General features: G+C 65.7%; 15 protein-coding genes and 2 riboswitches. Of the genes, 6 read left to right on the top strand and 9 right to left on the bottom strand.

The window, feature by feature from the left end:
* Positions 1-41: 41 nt before the first annotated feature.
* From ASG27_RS14380 to ASG27_RS14420, 9 genes are all read right to left on the bottom strand, one after another.
* Positions 42-1031 carry a TRAP transporter substrate-binding protein gene (locus tag ASG27_RS14380; protein WP_235503917.1) on the bottom strand — a complete coding sequence of 330 codons (990 nt, stop codon included), beginning with the start codon at positions 1029-1031 and terminating at the stop codon, positions 42-44.
* 68 nt (positions 1032-1099) lie between these two features.
* Positions 1100-1804, bottom strand: a complete 705-nt coding sequence (locus ASG27_RS14385; RefSeq protein WP_056412445.1) for an ABC transporter ATP-binding protein — start codon at positions 1802-1804, stop codon at positions 1100-1102.
* A 2-nt stretch (positions 1805-1806) separates the two neighbouring features.
* A complete protein-coding gene (locus ASG27_RS14390; RefSeq protein WP_056412448.1) occupies positions 1807-2520 on the bottom strand; it encodes an ABC transporter ATP-binding protein in 714 nt (237 codons plus the stop codon).
* Positions 2520-3542 (bottom strand): branched-chain amino acid ABC transporter permease, encoded by a 1023-nt coding sequence (locus ASG27_RS14395; RefSeq protein ID WP_056412736.1) that lies wholly within the window; start codon positions 3540-3542, stop codon positions 2520-2522. The genes ASG27_RS14390 and ASG27_RS14395 overlap by 1 nt, the downstream gene beginning before the upstream one ends.
* Positions 3543-3547: 5 nt before the next feature.
* A complete protein-coding gene (locus ASG27_RS14400) occupies positions 3548-4414 on the bottom strand; it encodes a branched-chain amino acid ABC transporter permease (RefSeq protein WP_056168550.1) in 867 nt (288 codons plus the stop codon).
* A gap of 32 nt (positions 4415-4446) precedes the next feature.
* Positions 4447-5712, bottom strand: a complete 1266-nt coding sequence (locus ASG27_RS14405) for an ABC transporter substrate-binding protein (RefSeq protein ID WP_056168547.1) — start codon at positions 5710-5712, stop codon at positions 4447-4449.
* 49 nt (positions 5713-5761) lie between these two features.
* Positions 5762-6520 carry a putative hydro-lyase gene (locus ASG27_RS14410; RefSeq protein WP_056169316.1) on the bottom strand — a complete coding sequence of 253 codons (759 nt, stop codon included), beginning with the start codon at positions 6518-6520 and terminating at the stop codon, positions 5762-5764.
* A 508-nt stretch (positions 6521-7028) separates the two neighbouring features.
* The gene (locus ASG27_RS14415; RefSeq protein ID WP_056412450.1) at positions 7029-7934 is read right to left on the bottom strand and encodes a LysR family transcriptional regulator; all 906 of its coding nucleotides are present in this window, start codon (positions 7932-7934) and stop codon (positions 7029-7031) included.
* 156 nt (positions 7935-8090) lie between these two features.
* Positions 8091-8549, bottom strand: a complete 459-nt coding sequence (locus ASG27_RS14420) for an Lrp/AsnC family transcriptional regulator (RefSeq protein WP_056168542.1) — start codon at positions 8547-8549, stop codon at positions 8091-8093.
* Between the two features lie 548 nt (positions 8550-9097).
* Between ASG27_RS14420 and ASG27_RS14425 the strand changes: the two genes are divergently transcribed.
* The 6 genes from ASG27_RS14425 (at position 9098) to gcvP (ending at position 16921) form a co-directional block, all read left to right on the top strand.
* A complete protein-coding gene (locus ASG27_RS14425) occupies positions 9098-10072 on the top strand; it encodes a TRAP transporter substrate-binding protein (protein WP_056168540.1) in 975 nt (324 codons plus the stop codon).
* 117 nt (positions 10073-10189) lie between these two features.
* Complete coding sequence (locus ASG27_RS14430; RefSeq protein WP_056412453.1) at positions 10190-10702, top strand: TRAP transporter small permease; 513 nt, start codon at positions 10190-10192, stop codon at positions 10700-10702.
* On the top strand, positions 10699-11994 hold the full coding sequence (locus ASG27_RS14435; protein WP_056168535.1) for a TRAP transporter large permease: 1296 nt from the start codon (positions 10699-10701) through the stop codon (positions 11992-11994). The genes ASG27_RS14430 and ASG27_RS14435 overlap by 4 nt, the downstream gene beginning before the upstream one ends.
* A gap of 41 nt (positions 11995-12035) precedes the next feature.
* A riboswitch (glycine riboswitch) is annotated at positions 12036-12126 on the top strand.
* Positions 12127-12139: 13 nt separating this feature from the next.
* Positions 12140-12270: riboswitch (glycine riboswitch) on the top strand.
* 55 nt (positions 12271-12325) lie between these two features.
* Positions 12326-13456, top strand: coding sequence for a glycine cleavage system aminomethyltransferase GcvT (gcvT, locus tag ASG27_RS14440; protein ID WP_056412456.1), 1131 nt, complete (start codon positions 12326-12328; stop codon positions 13454-13456).
* Positions 13457-13562: 106 nt separating this feature from the next.
* Positions 13563-13937 carry a glycine cleavage system protein GcvH gene (gene gcvH / locus ASG27_RS14445; protein ID WP_056168529.1) on the top strand — a complete coding sequence of 125 codons (375 nt, stop codon included), beginning with the start codon at positions 13563-13565 and terminating at the stop codon, positions 13935-13937.
* A 74-nt stretch (positions 13938-14011) separates the two neighbouring features.
* Positions 14012-16921, top strand: coding sequence for an aminomethyl-transferring glycine dehydrogenase (gcvP, locus tag ASG27_RS14450; protein ID WP_056412458.1), 2910 nt, complete (start codon positions 14012-14014; stop codon positions 16919-16921).
* The last annotated feature ends 43 nt before the right edge of the window (positions 16922-16964 follow it).

Below are 16964 nucleotides of genomic sequence, written 5' to 3' on the forward strand. Positions count from 1 at the left end.
CGACAGTTGAGAAAGGGAAAAACGGAATGCCGCAGCGCCTTTCAGCGCTGCGTGTAGTACGGAATGAAAAGCTGGTTGGCCTCGCTGCCCACCGAGCGCACCCACTCGCGCGAGAAGCGTTCGCCCAGCCGCTTGAGTTCGGCGTTGAGCTCGGCGGTGGGGCGCTCCACCTTGATGCCCTTGCGCTGCAGTTCACCGACCGACTCCTGCGCGATGGCCTCGCTCATCGCCCAGCCGCGGGTCTCCGCCTCGGCTGCCGCCTTGGTGACGGCCTGGCGCACGGGTGGCGGCAGCGCATCGAACGCCTGCTGGTTGACGAACACGATGTTCTTGGGGAACCACGCGTCGATGCCGTAGTACTGGCGGATCTGGCCCCAGACCTGGTTCTCCACGCCGGTGAGGGCTGAGGTGATCATGGAGTCGAGCTGCCCGCCGGCCAGCGCCTTGTTGACCTCGACCATGGGCACGTCCACCGGCGTGGCGCCCAGCAGCTCGGCAATGCGAACGGTGGCGGGGTTGTAGGTGCGCATGCGGGTGCCCTTGAAGTCGGCGGACGACTTCACGGGCGCCACGGAGAACAACCCCTGCGGCGGCCACGGCACCGCGTACAGGGCCTTGAGCCCCTTGCGCGCGAAATGCCCCTCGATCAGCGGCCGCTGCAGTCCCCACATGCGCCGCGCGTCGGCATAGCTGTGCACCACGAAGGGCACGGCATCGGCCCCTGCGATGGGCATCTCGGCCACGAGGCTGGTCATGATCGTCTCGCCTGCCTGGACCTTGCCGCCCTGCACTGCCGCAGGAATGTCGGCCAGCTTGGCCAGCGTGTTGTTGGCGTGCACCTCGATGCGCAGCGCACCCGACGATGCGGCCTCGACGTCCTGCGCGAACTGCACCAGGTTGCGCGTGTGGAACGATTCGGCACGGTAGCCCGTGGCCAGCTTCCATTGCACCGGGGTCTGGGTCTGGGCCTGCAAACCGAAGGCGCAGCCCATCCCAGCCGCACACAGTGCGGTCATCCAAATAGTTTTCACAGGAACTCCTGGGAGGTGAAATGACCGGCTGGCTGGGCGTGGCAGGTCGGGCACGCGGGCGCGAAGGCTCAGAGGCCCAGGTACGCCTTCTTGACGCCTTCGTCGTGCAGCAGCGTCTGGGCCGGGCCTTCCATCGCAATGCGCCCGGTCTGTATGACGTAGCCGCGGTGTGCGATGGCCAGCGCCTTGTGCAGGTTCTGCTCCACCAGCAAGATGGAGACGCCCTTGGCGTTGATCTGCTGGATCACATCCAGCACCTTGGTCACGAACTTGGGCGCGATGCCCCACGAGGGTTCGTCCAGCATCAGCAGCTTGGGTCGCGCCATCAGCCCGCGGGCGATGGCCAGCATCTGCTGCTCGCCACCACTCATGGTGCCCGCGAGCTGCGTCGCGCGCTCCTTGAGGATGGGGAACAGCCCCAGCATCTCGTCGATGCTGCTGGCCACCTCGTGCTTGTCTCCTCGGGTGAAGGCGCCAAGCTCCAGGTTGCGCAGCACCGTGAGTCGCGGGAACAGCCGGCGCCCTTCGGGCACCAGGGACAGCCCCAGCGACACCCGCTTGTGGGCTGGCAGCCCGCCGATGGACTGGCCGTTGAAGGACACCTTGCCAGCCGCAGCCGCGTTGAGCCCTGCCACTGCGCGCAAGGTGGTGGACTTGCCGTTGCCGTTGCCGCCCACCAGGGCCACGATCTCGCCGGCCCCCACGGTAAGGCTCACGTCCGAGATGGCCAGCACGTCGTCGTAGCAGACCTTGAGGTTTTGGATGTCGAGCATTTTCATTCGTCTCCCAGGTAGGCGGAGATGACGTGCGGGTCGCTGGAGACCTGCTGCGGCGTGCCCTCCGCGATCTTCACGCCCCGGTCCAGCACCACGATCTTGTCGGCGATGGGCATGATGCCCTCGAGTACATGTTCCACGATCAGGCAGGCGATGCCGCGCTCGCGGATCTTGAGCACCACGTCCACGGCTTCGCGCACTTCGGACGGGTTCAATCCCGCCATCACTTCGTCCATCAGCAATATCTGCGGCTCGATGGCCAGCGCGCGGGCCACCGCCAGGCGGCGCTGCTCGCTGATGGTCATGCTGCCCGCAGGCTTGTCGGCAAAGCGGTGCAGGTTGACGAACGCCAGCCACTGCATCGCCGAAGCCCGGGCCTTGGCCACGTTGTGCTGCAGCAGCATGGCGCCGGTCATCACGTTCTCGCAGGCCGTCATGCTGGTGAAGCTGCGCGCCACCTGGAAGGTGCGGCCCACGCCGGCACGGGCACAGGCCTCGGGCGGCAGCCCGGCGATGTTGCGCCCGCCCAGCAGGATGCTGCCCTCGGTGGGCGCGAAGTAGCCCGCCACGCAGTTGAACATGGTGGTCTTGCCCGCGCCGTTGGGACCGATGAGCCCCACGACGGTGCCCTTGTCCACATCGAAAGAGACGTCCTGGTTGGCGGTCAGCCCGCCAAAGCGCTTGCTGACCTGTTTGACTTCGAGCAGTTTCATCAGACCTCTCCCTTTGCCGACTGCAGGGGCGCAGCGCCGGCTGCATGCTCGGCCACCTGGCGCGATGCGTCGGCCCGGGCCGCCCGCCGCTCTTTGAAGCTCTTGACCCATCCGAGAATGCCCATGGGGTAGTACACGGCGATCAGGATGATCATGGTGGCGTAGATGATCACGTCCGTGCCCCGGCCCGTGCCACCGAAGACGATGCGTGTGAACTCTTCGATGCTGGTGAGCACGATGGAACCCACCACCGGACCGAACAGCGTGCCCACCCCGCCCAGGATGGCCACCAGGGCCATCTTGATCGACAGCGCCGTGGACAGCACCGAGCCCGGGTCGATGAACAGCTCCTTCTGGGCATACAGGCTGCCCCCCAGCGCCGCAAAGAAGGCGCTCAGCGACAGGGCCACCTGCTTGTAGCGGGCGATGTTGATACCCACGCTCCGCGCAGCATCGGGCTCGTCCTTGATGGCCCGGAAGTAGTAGCCCAGGTAGCTGCGCTCCACCCACCAGTTGGCGGCCAGGGTCAGCACCAGCAGGCCCAGCGCCAGCCAGTAGTACGGCAGCTTGGTGGCGAAGTTCATCCACAGCCAGCCCTGCTTGTCCATGGGCACGTACAGGCCCACGGCGGCGCCGCCGTATTCCCACTCGTTGAAGAAGATCTGCACCAGCTCGGCCACGGCAATGGTGGCCATGGCAAAGTAGTGGCCTTTCAAGCGAAAGCACGACCAGCCGAACGCCAGGCTGAGCAAGGCCGACAGGGCGCCGCCGATCAGCGCGCCGATCCACGGGTTGACGCCGAACTTGAGCAGCAGCAGCGTGGAGGTGTAGGCCCCCAGCCCGAAGAACGCGGCATGGCCAAGGGACACTTGCCCGGCGTACCCGCCGAGCATGTTCCACGCCACGCCCAGCTGGGCGGCCATGAGCACGAGGATGGCCATGTTCAGGTGCGACGCATCCACGAAGGACGGCAGCGCCAGGGTGGCCAGCAGCAGCGCTGCGATAAGGATTGAGTTTTTCATGGTGATCACGCCTTGCCCATGAGGCCTTGCGGGCGGAACATGAGCACTCCGAGGAAGAGCACCAGCACCACCGCGGTCTTGTACTGGGGCCCGAGCAGCAGCCCCCCCATCACCTCGATCACGCCGACCAGGATCCCGGCCCAGAACGCACCGGTGATGCTGCCGAAGCCGCCCAGGTTCACCACCACGAAGGCCAGCAGGATGAAGTTCGCGCCGACGTCCGGAAAGATGGGAAAGAAGGTGGACAGCAGCACCCCGGCAGCGCCGGCGCAGGCAGCAGCAACACCCCAGGCCAGCGCAAACATCTTGTGCGAATCGATGCCCATGAGGCGCGCGGCTTCCTTGTCGGACGCGGTGGCTTCCAGCGCCGCCCCCAGGCGTGTCTTGTTGAGGAAGAAGTAGATGAGGCCGGTGATGACGATGGCCCCGATGCCCGCCACCAGCTGGGGCTGCCCGACTTGCACGCCGAAGCCCTTGACGGTGCCGCTGACCAGCGAGTTCTCGATGGAGCGGAAGTCAGGCTTCCAGAAGAACTGGGCCACCCCCCGCAGCAGGATCATGATTCCGAAGGTCGTGAAGATCTGCGAGAGCATGGGCGCATTGATGATGCGCACGATCACGAACTGGTACAGCAGCACCCCGAACGCGAACAGCATGAGCACCGTGAGCGGCAGGGTGTAGAGGGGGTCGAGCGCATACAGCGAGAACATCCAGAACGCCGAGTACATGCCCAGCATCAGGAACTCGCCGTGCGCGAAGTTCACGATGTCCATGACCCCGAAAATCATGGTCAATCCGATCGCAACCAGCGCATATATCAACCCGATCATCACGCCCGAGGCCAGCGTCTGAAACAGAATTTCCGCAGTCATGGTTTTCTTTCAGGATTCAGCCCGTGGGGCCTTCACTTGCGCTGGTCCCACTTGGGCATGGGCCACACCACTTCGCGGGTCGCCATGTTGAAGGGCCAGACCGTGTGGTACTTGCCGTCGATGATCTGCACCAGGATGCCGCGGCCCAGCGTGTTCTGGCCCGAGGTGTCGAACTTCACACCCTTCCACGGCATGATGATGTCGTCGGCCCGGATGTTGGTCTGCGTGAGCGCGGTGCGCACGGCCTCGGGCTCGGTGGAGCCCGCACGGTTGATCGCGTCGGCCATCACCATCAGACCGGTGAAGGTGCGCGAGCTGTTGCCGGTGAAGTTGATCTTGTAGCGCTTTTGAAAGAGGTCGTTGACCTCCTTGATCATCGGGTTGCGCGTGGCCAGGTCCAGCGCCCAGGTCTCGCGGGTGATGATGAAGTCGGCGTCCTTGCCCAGCGTGCGGATGAAGTCGGTGTCGGTGAAGCCCGCGTTGTTGGCCAGGATCATGTCCGGCGAGAAGCCCAGTTCCTTGTACGTCTTGATGGACATGATGGCGTCTGCCGTATAGGACGACTGCAGTACCAGATTGGGGTTGGCCGCCTTCAGGGTCTGCACCTCGGACGTGAGCTGCGTGGTCTTCGCCGGGTAGGACACCTGCTTGACGATGTTCTGGCCGAACTCTGTCGCCAGCTTGGTCTGCAGCTTGGTCGTCTCGGCGCCCCACAAGCCGTTCTCGTTGAGCGATGCGATCACCTTGGGTTTGATGCCGCGCTTGGCCTCGAACTCCTTCAAAAACTCGAACGCGTTGTGCACGAACAGGTCGTCATGCGGCGTGGTGCGGAAGAACCACTTGAAGTTGCGCTGCGTGAGCGAGGCCGAGGACGACTCGGGGTTCAGGAACGGAATGCCGGCCCGTTCGGCCACCTGGCTGGCCGTGGCCGTGACGTTGCTGTTGTACGAACCGATCAGGGCGACCACCTTTTCCTGGGTGATCAGGCGCTCGGCTTCCGTCGCGCCGATCTGCGGGTTGGACTGGTGGTCGGCGAACACGAGCTTGATCTTGGCGCCCTTGAGGTTGGGCAGGCCCTTGCCGGCCGCGAACGGCAGGTTGGGGACCGAGGGAGCACCGTTGTTGACGATGTCGGCGGCCAGCTCCAGCGCACTGCGCAGCTCGGCGCCCACGGCCGCGCCGGTGCCGGTCAGCGGGTAGATCACGCCGATCTTGACTTCCTGCTGCGCATGGGCGGCCAAGGTCATGCAGGCACCGCCGATAGCCGCGGCCACACGGGCCCAGAGGGTCTTTTTCATCTCAGATACTCCTTTGAAAGGTTGAAGGATTCGTCGCGGGGTGAAGAACTCAGAAAGACGCGAGGTGGTGGTTGAGCAACGAGGTCACCAACATGGCCCCGGGTGCGTGCGTGATGCAGAACGCAGGCTGCGCGGTCAGGATGGCCGACTGGGGGGTGACGCCACAGGCCCAGAAGACAGGGATGTCGCCGGGGGCCAGCTCCACCGCGTCGCCGTAGTCGGGCCGGGCCAGGTCCTTGATGCCGATGAGCGACGGGTCGCCGATGTGCACCGGCGCGCCGTGCACGTTGGGAAAGCGCGAGGTGACCTGCACCGCCCGGATGACGTCGGCCGCGGGCATGGGCCGCATGGACACGACCATGGCGCCGCTGAAGGGACCGGCAGGCTCGGTCGCGATGTTGGTGCGGTACATCGCCACGTTGCGGCTCTCGTCGATGTGGCGCAGGCGGATGCCGGCCTCCTGCAGCGCATGCTCGAACGAGAATGAGCAGCCCAGCACGAAAGTCACCAGGTCGGGGCGCCACAGGTCCGTGATGTCGGCGACTTCGTCCTTGAGCTCGCCGTGGCGCCAGACGCGGTACATCGGCACATCGCTGCGGATGTCGATGTCCTCGCCCAGGCTGGGCAGGCCCACCTGGCCCGGCTCGCCCACGGCCAGCACCGGGCAGGGCTTGGGGTTGCGCTGGCAAAAGCGCAGGAAGTCGCCGGCCAGTGCCTCGGGCAGGATGACGAGGTTGCCCTGCACATGGCCATGCGCCAGGCCACTGGTGTGCAGGGTCCACAGCCCTTTGCGAATGACGCCGCGCACATGGGCTGCGTCGCCGTGGCCCTCAGGGCCGAAGGCTGCCAGTGTGTTTTTTGCTTCCGGTTCCACCGTGTTTCCTCGCATCGAAAAATGTCAAATGCATGACGATGGGAGGATTGTGTTGGCGGGGTGCGAGCACTGGCAAATTCAAAAATTTTCTCTCACTTCATCGATTTTTTCGATGCACTACGCTGGAGCACAATTCACCCAACTTGGTGCTCAGTGAAAACCCTAGACCCCTGGAATCCGCACCGTCGCGCGCCTGGCCGATACCGCCGCAAGCCCCGTGCGGCGGGCTTTTGGGGCCCATGGTGATGGCGCGCCATCCAGACGATGCCGGCCGCACCCGGGCTTGTGCGTGCCGATGGCATGCACCAACAGCAGGCACTGGAACGCGATGGACACCGTTGGAGAGTGCGCGCGGCAGCCACGCAGCGCACCCCAAAGGCTTGCGCAGTGCGCAGGCCACCGCCGTGGCGACGCGGGAGACGCGCCGTCCGTCAGCTTGGCTTCAGGTTTTGGCGCGCACCTTGGTGCTTTCGGACTGCAGTTCGAGGAACGCCATGGCCGAGCGCACCACGCTGTCGACCGGGGTGGACGGGTCTTCGCGGTAGCTCAGGTGGATGGGCAAGGGCCGCAACTCCGTGTCGCAGGCCAGCGCCCGCAGGTCCGGAAACGCCAGCAGCCGCTGCACGGCGTGGCGCGGCAAGGTCGCGATGCCGAAGCCGCCCTGCACCAGCTGCACCATGGCCGAGATGGACGAGATGGTGTGCACGCGGCGCGGCTCCACCTGGGCCTGGCGCAGCGCATCCAGCAACGTTACGTGCGGGTGCGATCCGCGCTGGAAGGTCAGGATGTCCATCTCGGCGAAATCCGCCAGCGCGTAGCGCCGCTTGCGGTGCAGCTTGCTGTTGCCGACGAACACCATCTCCATGGGCGCCAGTGCCTGGGTGCGGATACCTTCGGCGGACGCCGGCAGCGCCGCGAACACCGTGTCCAGCGCGCCGCGGCGGATCTGGTCCAGCAGCACGGGCGTGGTTTCCATCGTGAGTTCAAGCTCCAGCGCCGGGTTGTCCTTGCGCAACTGCTCGATCCACGGGATCAGCCAGGAGTGCAGCACCGATTCGATCGCGCCCAAGCGGATGGACACCTCCATCGGCCCGCCCGACCCCATCTCGGCCTTGAGCTGGCGCTGCAATTCCAGCATGCGCTTCGCATAGGTCAGAAACCGCGTGCCCGCCACCGTGAGCTTGAAGCGCTTGTCGCTGCGGTCCAGCAGCAGCACGCCCAGCTCTTCCTCCAGCGCCGCCACGCGGCTGGACATGGCCGACTGGGTGAGGAACAGTTTTTCGGCGGCGCGCGTCACGCTGCGCAGGGAGGCGACCCAGTAGAAGGCTTCGACGAAACGCAGGTTCATGGTGTGTGGCGCGGTACTGGCGGTACTGGCGGTGTGGGCGGTGTGGCGCGGTACTGGCGGTGTGGGCGGTGTGGGCGGTGTGGGCGGTGTGTGCGGCGGCTGGATTCTGCGCCTGCGCCAACCCGCAGAGCAGCGAACGTGCCAGCGCCTTAGGCCTTAGTCCACGTAGAGCGGCATGTCGGCTTTTTTCAGGGTGCGCAGCACGAAGCTTGAGCGGCTGTGGCGTATGCCCTTGATCTTGTAGAGCTTCTCGCGCAGCAGGCGCTCGTAGTCGCGCGTGTCCTTGACGACCACGCGCAGCAGGTAGTCGTAGTCGCCTGAGACCAGGTGGGCTTCGATCACCTCCGGAATGCTGGCCAGCGTCTCGCCGAACTTCTCGAGCGTGTTGTCCGAGTGGCTGTCGAGCGTGACCTGCACCAGCACCGTGTCGGACAGGCCCAGCGCCTGCGGGTTGAGCCGCACGGTGTAGCCCTGGATGACACCGGCCTCTTCCATCTTCTTGATGCGACCCCAACACGGCGAAGGGCTCAGGCCGACGGCCTGCCCGATCTCCTGCAGACTGGCGCGCGCGTCGCCCTGCAGCACAGCGAGAATTTTTCTGTCTAAACGGTCCATGCTGCGGATTATTCCTTGAACTGCGCAAATGCAGAAGGATTTTCTGCAACAGCCGACTTTTGAAGCAAAGAACAGCAAGAACTACTGAGCCTTGCCGCGCATACTTCATCCATCAAGGCGTTCTTACCGGAGCGCACGAACTGACAGGGCCCCGGACCGGTTACCGCCGGACCGGGGCACTTGGCAAGACGGCAGTGGCGGCACACGCCCTTGCGCTTCACCGACTCACCGCGCCACGGGCACCCGCCGCGGAGTCTCACATCACGGGCCGGTGCCGCTCCATCAGAGCGGCACCTCGCCGCACGCCAGCCCGACTTCCATGGCGCCGCCCGCCTTCACCTGTCCTGTCGCCCGCGCGACGCGTGCACTGGTGCCGCGAAGCCCGTGGCGACTGCCTTGTTTAGTAAGCACGCTTACCAGCACAAACCCCGATGCCCTGCGGCATGTTGCAGCGCCATAATTTTTGAGTCCGTGGCACTGGCTGCGCGAAGCCTCCAGCGACAGGTACGCAGGCGACCACGGCAAGAACCACATATACAGGAGACACCATGCAACTGACTTCTCTCGCCGCGGGCCTGGGCCTTGCGTTCGGCTTGATCGCCACGGCCGGCGCGCAGACCACGACGCTCAAGATCGGCTACGCCACGGCGCCCGATTCGCACTATGGCGTGGGCTCCAAGGTGTTCTGCGATGAAGTCGAAAAAGGCACGCAGGGGCGCTACAAGTGCCAGTACTTTCCCAACTCGGCGCTGGGCGGAGAGCGCGAGCAGATCGAAGCCATCCAGCTGGGTACGCAGGACCTGGTGAACACATCTACCGGCCCTGTGGGCAACTTCGTGCCCGAAGTGAAGATCGTGGACATCCCGTTCCTGTTCCGCGACTACGACCATGCACGCAAGGTGATGGACGGCCCCATCGGCCAGGACATCCTGACCAAGTTCCCGAGCAAGGGCATCATCGCGCTGGCCTGGACGGAAAACGGTTTCCGCCACATGACCAACAGCAAGCGCGACATCGTCAAGCCCGAGGACGCCAAGGGCCTGAAGATGCGCACCATGGAGAACAAGGTGCACATGGACGGCTACCGCACCTTCGGCATCCTGCCCACGCCCATGGCCTTCCCCGAGTTGTTCGGTGCCATGCAGCAGGGCACGGTGGACGGCCAGGAGAACCCTATCCCGGTGATCCTGTCGGCCAAGTTCTCGCAGGTGCAAAAGCATTTGTCGCTGACCGGCCACGTGTACTCGCCGGCGCTTCTGCTGCTCTCGCCCAAGGTGTGGAACAAGCTCAATGACGCGGACAAGAAGGTCTTCACCGACGCCGCCAAGAGCGCGTCGGTGGCGCAGCGCAAGAAGGTCAACGACGATGAGAACAATGGCATCGCGCTGCTTGAATCGCAGGGAATGAAGGTCACCAAGACGGTGGACGGTGCGGCCTTCCGCGAAGCGCTCAAGCCGGCCTACGTGGGCTACGCCAAAGAGTTCGGCGCGGACAACATCAAGAAGATCCAGGACGTTCGTTAACCCGAGCAGACAAACTCCAACCGTTCACGCTGAGCCTGTCGAAGCGCCGCGCAAGGCTTCGACAAGCTCAGCCCGAACGGTTTTTTTTCGCTTTCAGCCAGAACCGAGAACAACACCGTGAAAGCCTTCGAACGCTATTTTCTGGCCGCCAACCGCTGGGCGCTGATCCTGCTGCTGGCGGCCATGTCGATCATCATCTTCACCAACGTGGTCATGCGCTATGTGACCCACAACTCGCTGGAGTGGGCTGAAGAGGTCTCTCGCCACATGATGATCTGGCTGACCTTCCTGGGCGCGGGCCCGGTGCTGCGCTACGGCGGCCACATTGCGGTGGAGAACCTGCAGGACGCCCTGCCCCGCGCCGGCGGCATTGCCATCCGCGCGGTGGTGGCCGGGCTGCTGTTCGCCTTCTTCGGCTTCATGGTCTGGTACGGCTGGCTGTACATGCAGCGCACCATGTTCCAGATGACTGCCGTGACGCAGGTGCCCTTCGCCTACATCTACAGCGCCATGCTGATCGGCGGGGTGTTGCTCATCGTGCACTTTGCGTTTGTCGTGCGTGGCTATGTGCTCGACCGCACCTTCGCGGCCGATGAGCACTTCGACGCGAATGCGAGTGCCTCCCTATGAGCGCGTCCATCATCCTCATCGTTTCGGCCTGCCTGTTCCTGGCCATCGGCGTGCCGGTGGCGTTTGCCCTGGGCCTGGCCACCGCGGCCACGCTGATCCTGGCCGAGAGCTACCCGCTGATGGTGCTGCTCAAGGAGACCTTCACCGGCATCGACAGCTTTCCGCTGATGGCCGTACCGTTCTTCATTTTGGCGGCCGAGCTCATGAGCGGCGGGTCGCTGACCGAGGTGCTGCTGCGCTTCGCCGGCCAGTTTGTGGGCCACAAGCGCGGCGGGCTGGGCTACACCAACGTGGTGTCGCTGACGTTCTTTTCGGGCATCTCGGGCTCGGCGCTGGCCGATGCGGCCGGCCCGGGCTCGATGCTGATCCGCATGATGGACAGGGCGGGCTACGACCGTTCGTATGCAGCGGCGCTCACCGCGTCCACCGCCATCGTGGGGCCCATCATTCCGCCGTCCATCATCATGATCATCTATGCGCTGCAGGATGAAACGGTGTCGGTGGGCGCGCTGTTCGTGGCCGGCCTGCTGCCGGGCCTGCTGATCGCGGTGGCCATGTGCATCGTGAACTTCCATGTGTCGAAGAAGCGCAACTACAAGGGAGACGGCAAGATGCCGCCCATGGCCGAAATCCTGACCACCACCTGGAAGGCGCTGCCCGCCATCTTGCTGCCCGTGGTGATCCTGGGCGGCATGCGCGCGGGCTGGTTCACGCCCACCGAGGCCTCGGTGGTGGCGGTGTTCTACGCGCTGGTGTGCGGCAAGTTCGTGTACCGCACGCTGCAGTGGAAGGCCCTGCCCGACATCCTCGCGCGCTCCGCCCTGCTGTCGGCCTCGGTGCTGATCATCATCGGGCTGTCGGCCGCATTCGCGTGGATTTTGACCATCGAGGGCATTCCGCAGCAGATGGCCGAGTGGCTCATCAGCATGAACCTGTCGCCCTGGATGTTCCTCATCATCGTGAACATCTTCCTGCTGCTGTTCGGCATCTTCATCGAGCCGCTGCCGGGGGTGATGGTGCTCGCGCCCATCCTCGCGCCAGTGGCCGTGAAGCTGGGCGTGGACCCGGTGCACTTTGCGATGATCGTGATCTACAACCTCACGCTCGGGATGATCACGCCTCCGGTGGGAGGGCTACTCTTCGTCACCTGCAACGTCTCGCGCGTGCCGATGTCGCAACTGGTGCGCGAGCTGGTGCCCTTCCTGTGGGCGCATGGCGTGGTGCTGGTGATGCTGACCTTCATCCCGCAACTGTCCACCTGGCTGCCGAAGGTGTGGGGGTTCATCAAGTAGCGGGGCTTTCCAGCGGGGGTGCCAGGCGCCAGCGGATATACTGGCGCCCGTCAGGAGAGAGCCCCCTTCGCGGGGGCCGCCGAAGGCGCAGGGACAACCCGAACGCTCAGGCAAAAGGACTGGCAACCGCCCGCAGTGATGCGGGCGTTTCCTTGCTGGAGAGAGATGGACCGCCGGTCACACCGCGCGCGGCACCCATCCACCGAAGGAGCAAGCCGCACGGCCAGCCAGGGCGCTGCGGTGAATCTCTCAGGTAAAGCGGACAGCAGGGCAAATACCGTGGCCTGGTACAGGCTGCGGCTTTCATTTGCCTTGTCCTGAGAAGCCCGCCATGTCCGCCACCGCTCCCCTGCTCACCACGCCCCTGAACGCACTGCACATCGAGCTGGGCGCCCGCATGGTGCCGTTTGCCGGCTATTCCATGCCCGTGCAGTACCCCGCTGGCCTCATGGCCGAGCACCTGCACACCCGCACCGCAGCGGGGCTGTTCGATGTCTCCCACATGGGCCAGCTCAAGCTCGTCGGCCCGGATGCTGCGGCCGCCTTCGAAACCCTGATGCCGGTCGATGTGATCGACCTGCCCGTGGGCAAGCAGCGCTACGGCCTGCTGCTGACCGATGAGGGCACGGTCATTGACGACCTGATGTTCTTCAACCAGGGCAACGATACGCTGTTCGTCATCGTGAACGGCGCCTGCAAGGTGGGCGACATCGCCCACATAGAGGCCCGCATCGGCCAGCGCTGCCGGGTGGTGCCGATGCCCGACCATGCGCTGCTGGCGCTGCAAGGCCCGCAGGCGGTCACCGCCCTTGCCCGCCTGGCGCCGGGTGTGGACCAGCTGGTGTTCATGACCGGCGGCGCGTTCGACATTGCGGGCTGCGACTGCTTCGTCACCCGCAGCGGCTACACCGGCGAAGACGGCTTTGAAATCTCGGTGCCCGCAGCCCAGGCCGACACCCTGGCACGCGCACTGCTGGCCCAGCCCGAAGTCAAACCCATCGGCCTGGGCGCGCGCAACTCGCTGCGCCTGGAAGCGGGCCTGTGCCTGTACGGCAACGACATCGACACCACCACCACACCGCCCGAAGCGGCCTTGAACTGGGCCATCCAGAAGGTGCGCCGCACCGGCGGCGCACGGGCGGGGGGCTTTCCAGGCGCGGACAAGGTCCTCGCGCAGATCGACAACCCCGCCACCCTGCGACGCAAGCGCGTCGGCCTCGTGGCGCTGGAGCGCGTGCCCGTGCGCGAGCACACCGAGCTGCAGAGTACCGACGGCCAGAAGATCGGCGAAGTCACGAGCGGCCTGCTCGGCCCCACGGTGAACGAGCCCGTGGCCATGGGCTACGTCGTCCCTGAATTCGCGGCCATCGGCACGCGCTTGAACGCCATCGTGCGCGGCAAGGCCGTGCCGATGGAGGTGCGTGCCATGCCGTTCACCCCCGCGCGCTACTACCGCGGCTGAACCACCGCATTCGTTTGCCGCGCATTGCATCGCCTGCGCCCCAGCCCGGCTACAGTGGCAGCTGGCATCGGCACTTTTTTAGACAACCCTTTTTTCTGGAGCCCCCATGACTGTCAAGTATTCCAAGGACCACGAGTGGATCGACATCTCCGACCACGAAGCCGCCACCGTCGGCATCACGCTGCATGCGCAGGACGCGCTGGGCGACGTGGTGTTCGTGGACCTGCCCGCCGTCGGCACCACCTTCACCCAGGGTGAAGTGGCCGGCGTGGTCGAGTCCGTCAAGGCCGCAGCCGACGTGTACATGCCCGTCACCGGCGAGATCGTCGAAGTGAACGAGGCGCTGCGCGCCGACCCGTCCCTGGCCAACAGCGACCCGATGGGCGCCGGCTGGTTCTTCAAGGTCCACGTGACCGACATGACGCAGTTCGACGCGCTCATGGACGAGCCGGCCTACGCCGAGTTCGCCAAGAACGCCTGATCGGACCGCCCCTCCCTTCGCGGCCCGGCAGCCACCTGCCGGGCCATGTGTCCCCGCCCTTGCCGCCGCCGCCGATGACCTCCCAAGCCCCCCTGCCCTCCCTCGCCGCGCTCGAGAACGCCACCGAATTCCTGCCCCGCCACATCGGCATCGACGCTGCGGATGAAACCCACATGCTGTCGGTGATCGGCGAGGCCTCGCGCAGCGCCCTCATCGAAAGCATCGTGCCGCGCTCCATCGCGCGCACCACGCCCATGGACCTGCCCCTGCCCGTCACCGAAGCGGCAGCGCTGGCCGAGCTCAAGGCGATTGCGGGCAAGAACAAGGTCCTGCGCAGCTTCATCGGCCAGGGCTACTACGGCACGCACACGCCGGGCGTCATCCTGCGCAACATTCTGGAAAACCCCGCCTGGTACACCGCCTACACGCCCTACCAGGCCGAGATCTCGCAAGGCCGCATGGAGGCCCTGGTCAACTTCCAGACCATGGTGTGCGACCTGACGGGCATGCCGATTGCCAACGCATCCATGCTGGACGAAGCCACTGCCGCGGCCGAAGCCATGACCCTGGCCAGGCGCTCGGTCAAATCCAAGAGCAATGTCTTCGTGGTGGCGGGCGACGCGCACCCGCAGACCATCGAAGTCATCCAGACCCGCGCCAAGCCCCTGGGCCTGGAAGTGCGCCTGGCCAACTCAGCCGAAGAGTGGAACGACCTGCTGGCCGGCGACTACTTCGCCGTGCTGGCCCAGTACCCCGCCACCAGCGGCCGCATCGAAGACCTGCGCGCCGATGTGGAAAAAGCCCACGCCAAGCAGGCCGCCTTCATTGTGGCCGCCGACCTGCTGGCGCTGACCCTGATCACGCCCCCCGGCGAGTACGGCGCCGACATCGTGGTCGGCACCACGCAGCGCTTTGGCATGCCCATGGGCGCGGGCGGCCCGCACGCTGCCTACATGGCCTGCCGCGACGAGTTCAAGCGCAGCCTGCCCGGCCGCCTGGTGGGAGTGAGTGTGGACGTGCACGGCAAACCCGCCTACCGTCTGGCCCTGCAGACGCGCGAGCAGCACATCCGCCGCGAGAAAGCCACGTCCAACATCTGCACTGCGCAGGTGCTGCCCGCCGTCATCGCCAGCATGTACGCCGTGTACCACGGCCCCGAAGGCCTGCAACGCATCGCCCAACGCGTGGCCAGCTACGCCGCCATCCTGGCCCAGGGCCTGGTGCAGCTGGGCGCGCCGGTGCGCCCCCAAGCCACCTTCGACACGCTCAGCCTGCATACCGGTGACGCTACCAAATCGATAGCTGCTCGCGCAATCCAGATGGGCGCCAACCTGCGAATCTACTTCGAAGAGTACCTGTGCATCTCGCTGGACGAGACCACCACGCGCGCCGACATCGAGCTGCTGTGGAAGGTCTTCGCCCAGGACGGCCAGGCCCTGCCCACCTTCGACGCGTTCGAGAACGGCGTGGAGCCGCTGATCCCCGCCGCGCTGCGCCGCACCAGCCGCTACCTTACGCACCCGGTGTTCAACACCCATCATTCCGAAACCGGCATGCTGCGCTACATCCGCCAGCTGTCCGACAAGGACCTGGCGCTGGACCGCAGCATGATTCCGCTGGGCAGCTGCACCATGAAGCTCAACGCCACCAGCGAGATGATCCCCATCACCTGGCCCGAGTTCGCGCACATGCACCCCTACGCGCCCGCCGACCAGCAGGCCGGCTACCGCGAGCTGGACGAGCAGTTGCGCGCCTGGCTGTGCCAGGCCACCGGCTACGCTGGCATCAGCCTGCAGCCCAACGCCGGCAGCCAGGGCGAATACGCGGGCCTGCTGGCCATCCAGGCCTACCACCGGGCGCAGGGCGAAGGCCACCGCAATATCTGCCTGATCCCCAGCAGCGCACATGGCACCAACCCCGCCAGCGCGCAGATGGTGGGCATGCAGGTGGTGGTCACGGCGTGCGACGCCGCCGGCAACGTGGACTTGGCCGACCTCAAGGCCAAGTGCGAGCAGCACAGCGGCAGCATTGCCTGCGTGATGATCACCTACCCCAGCACGCACGGCGTGTTCGAGACCCAGGTCAAGGAGCTGTGTGCCCTGGTGCACAGCCACGGCGGCCGTGTGTACGTGGACGGCGCCAACATGAACGCCCTGGTGGGCGTGGCCGCCCCCGGCGAGTTCGGCGGCGACGTGAGCCACCTGAACCTGCACAAGACCTTCTGCATCCCCCACGGCGGTGGCGGCCCGGGCGTCGGCCCGGTGTGCGTGGTCGAAGACCTCGTGCCCTACCTGCCCGGCCTGCCGGGCCAGGGTGACCAGCCGCTGGCCCCCGCCGACGGCAAGGTAGGCCCGGTCAGCGCCGCACCCCTGGGCAACGCCGCCGTGCTGCCCATCAGCTGGATGTACATCCGCATGATGGGCGCCGAAGGCCTGCAGGCCGCGACCGAGACGGCCATCCTGTCTGCCAACTACATCAGCGCGCGCCTGAAGGACCACTACCCCACGCTGTACGCCAGCGCCAACGGCCATGTGGCGCACGAGTGCATCCTGGACCTGCGCGGCCTGAAGGAGACCAGCGGCGTGATGGCCGAGGACGTCGCCAAGCGCCTGATCGACTACGGCTTTCATGCGCCCACGCTGAGCTTTCCCGTGCCCAACACGCTGATGGTGGAGCCCACGGAGAGCGAGACGCTGTTCGAGATCGACCGCTTCATCGACGCGATGATCGCCATCCGCGAAGAGATCCGCCAGATCGAGGCGGGCAAACTGCCGCAGGACAACAACCCGCTGAAGAATGCGCCGCACACGGCCGAGAATCTTTTGAGCGGCGAGTGGGCACGCCCGTACACGCGTGAGGCCGCGGCTTACCCGGTGGCTGCGCTGCGCCAGGCCAAATACTGGTCGCCGGTGGGACGGGTGGACAACGTCTGGGGCGACCGCAACCTGTCGTGCAGCTGCATCCCGGTCAGCGACTACGCGTAGAGCTTGCCAATCCAGCGCCGTGACGGCGCTGCCCCCTGAAAAC

This window comes from Acidovorax sp. Leaf191, from assembly GCF_001424425.1.
Lineage (GTDB): Bacteria > Pseudomonadota > Gammaproteobacteria > Burkholderiales > Burkholderiaceae_C > Acidovorax.

Bases quoted from the DNA above. Each gene is read 5' to 3' on its own strand.
- ASG27_RS14385 (WP_056412445.1), bottom strand. From the start codon at position 1,804: ATGCTCGACATCCAAAACCTCAAGGTCTGCTACGACGACGTGCTGGCC.
- ASG27_RS14390 (WP_056412448.1), bottom strand. From the start codon at position 2,520: ATGAAACTGCTCGAAGTCAAACAGGTCAGCAAGCGCTTTGGCGGGCTG.
- ASG27_RS14395 (WP_056412736.1), bottom strand. From the start codon at position 3,542: ATGAAAAACTCAATCCTTATCGCAGCGCTGCTGCTGGCCACCCTGGCG.
- ASG27_RS14400 (WP_056168550.1), bottom strand. From the start codon at position 4,414: ATGACTGCGGAAATTCTGTTTCAGACGCTGGCCTCGGGCGTGATGATC.
- ASG27_RS14405 (WP_056168547.1), bottom strand. From the start codon at position 5,712: ATGAAAAAGACCCTCTGGGCCCGTGTGGCCGCGGCTATCGGCGGTGCC.
- ASG27_RS14415 (WP_056412450.1), bottom strand. From the start codon at position 7,934: ATGAACCTGCGTTTCGTCGAAGCCTTCTACTGGGTCGCCTCCCTGCGC.
- ASG27_RS14420 (WP_056168542.1), bottom strand. From the start codon at position 8,549: ATGGACCGTTTAGACAGAAAAATTCTCGCTGTGCTGCAGGGCGACGCG.
- ASG27_RS14425 (WP_056168540.1), top strand. From the start codon at position 9,098: ATGCAACTGACTTCTCTCGCCGCGGGCCTGGGCCTTGCGTTCGGCTTG.
- ASG27_RS14435 (WP_056168535.1), top strand. From the start codon at position 10,699: ATGAGCGCGTCCATCATCCTCATCGTTTCGGCCTGCCTGTTCCTGGCC.
- gcvT (WP_056412456.1), top strand. From the start codon at position 12,326: ATGTCCGCCACCGCTCCCCTGCTCACCACGCCCCTGAACGCACTGCAC.
- gcvH (WP_056168529.1), top strand. From the start codon at position 13,563: ATGACTGTCAAGTATTCCAAGGACCACGAGTGGATCGACATCTCCGAC.
- gcvP (WP_056412458.1), top strand. From the start codon at position 14,012: ATGACCTCCCAAGCCCCCCTGCCCTCCCTCGCCGCGCTCGAGAACGCC.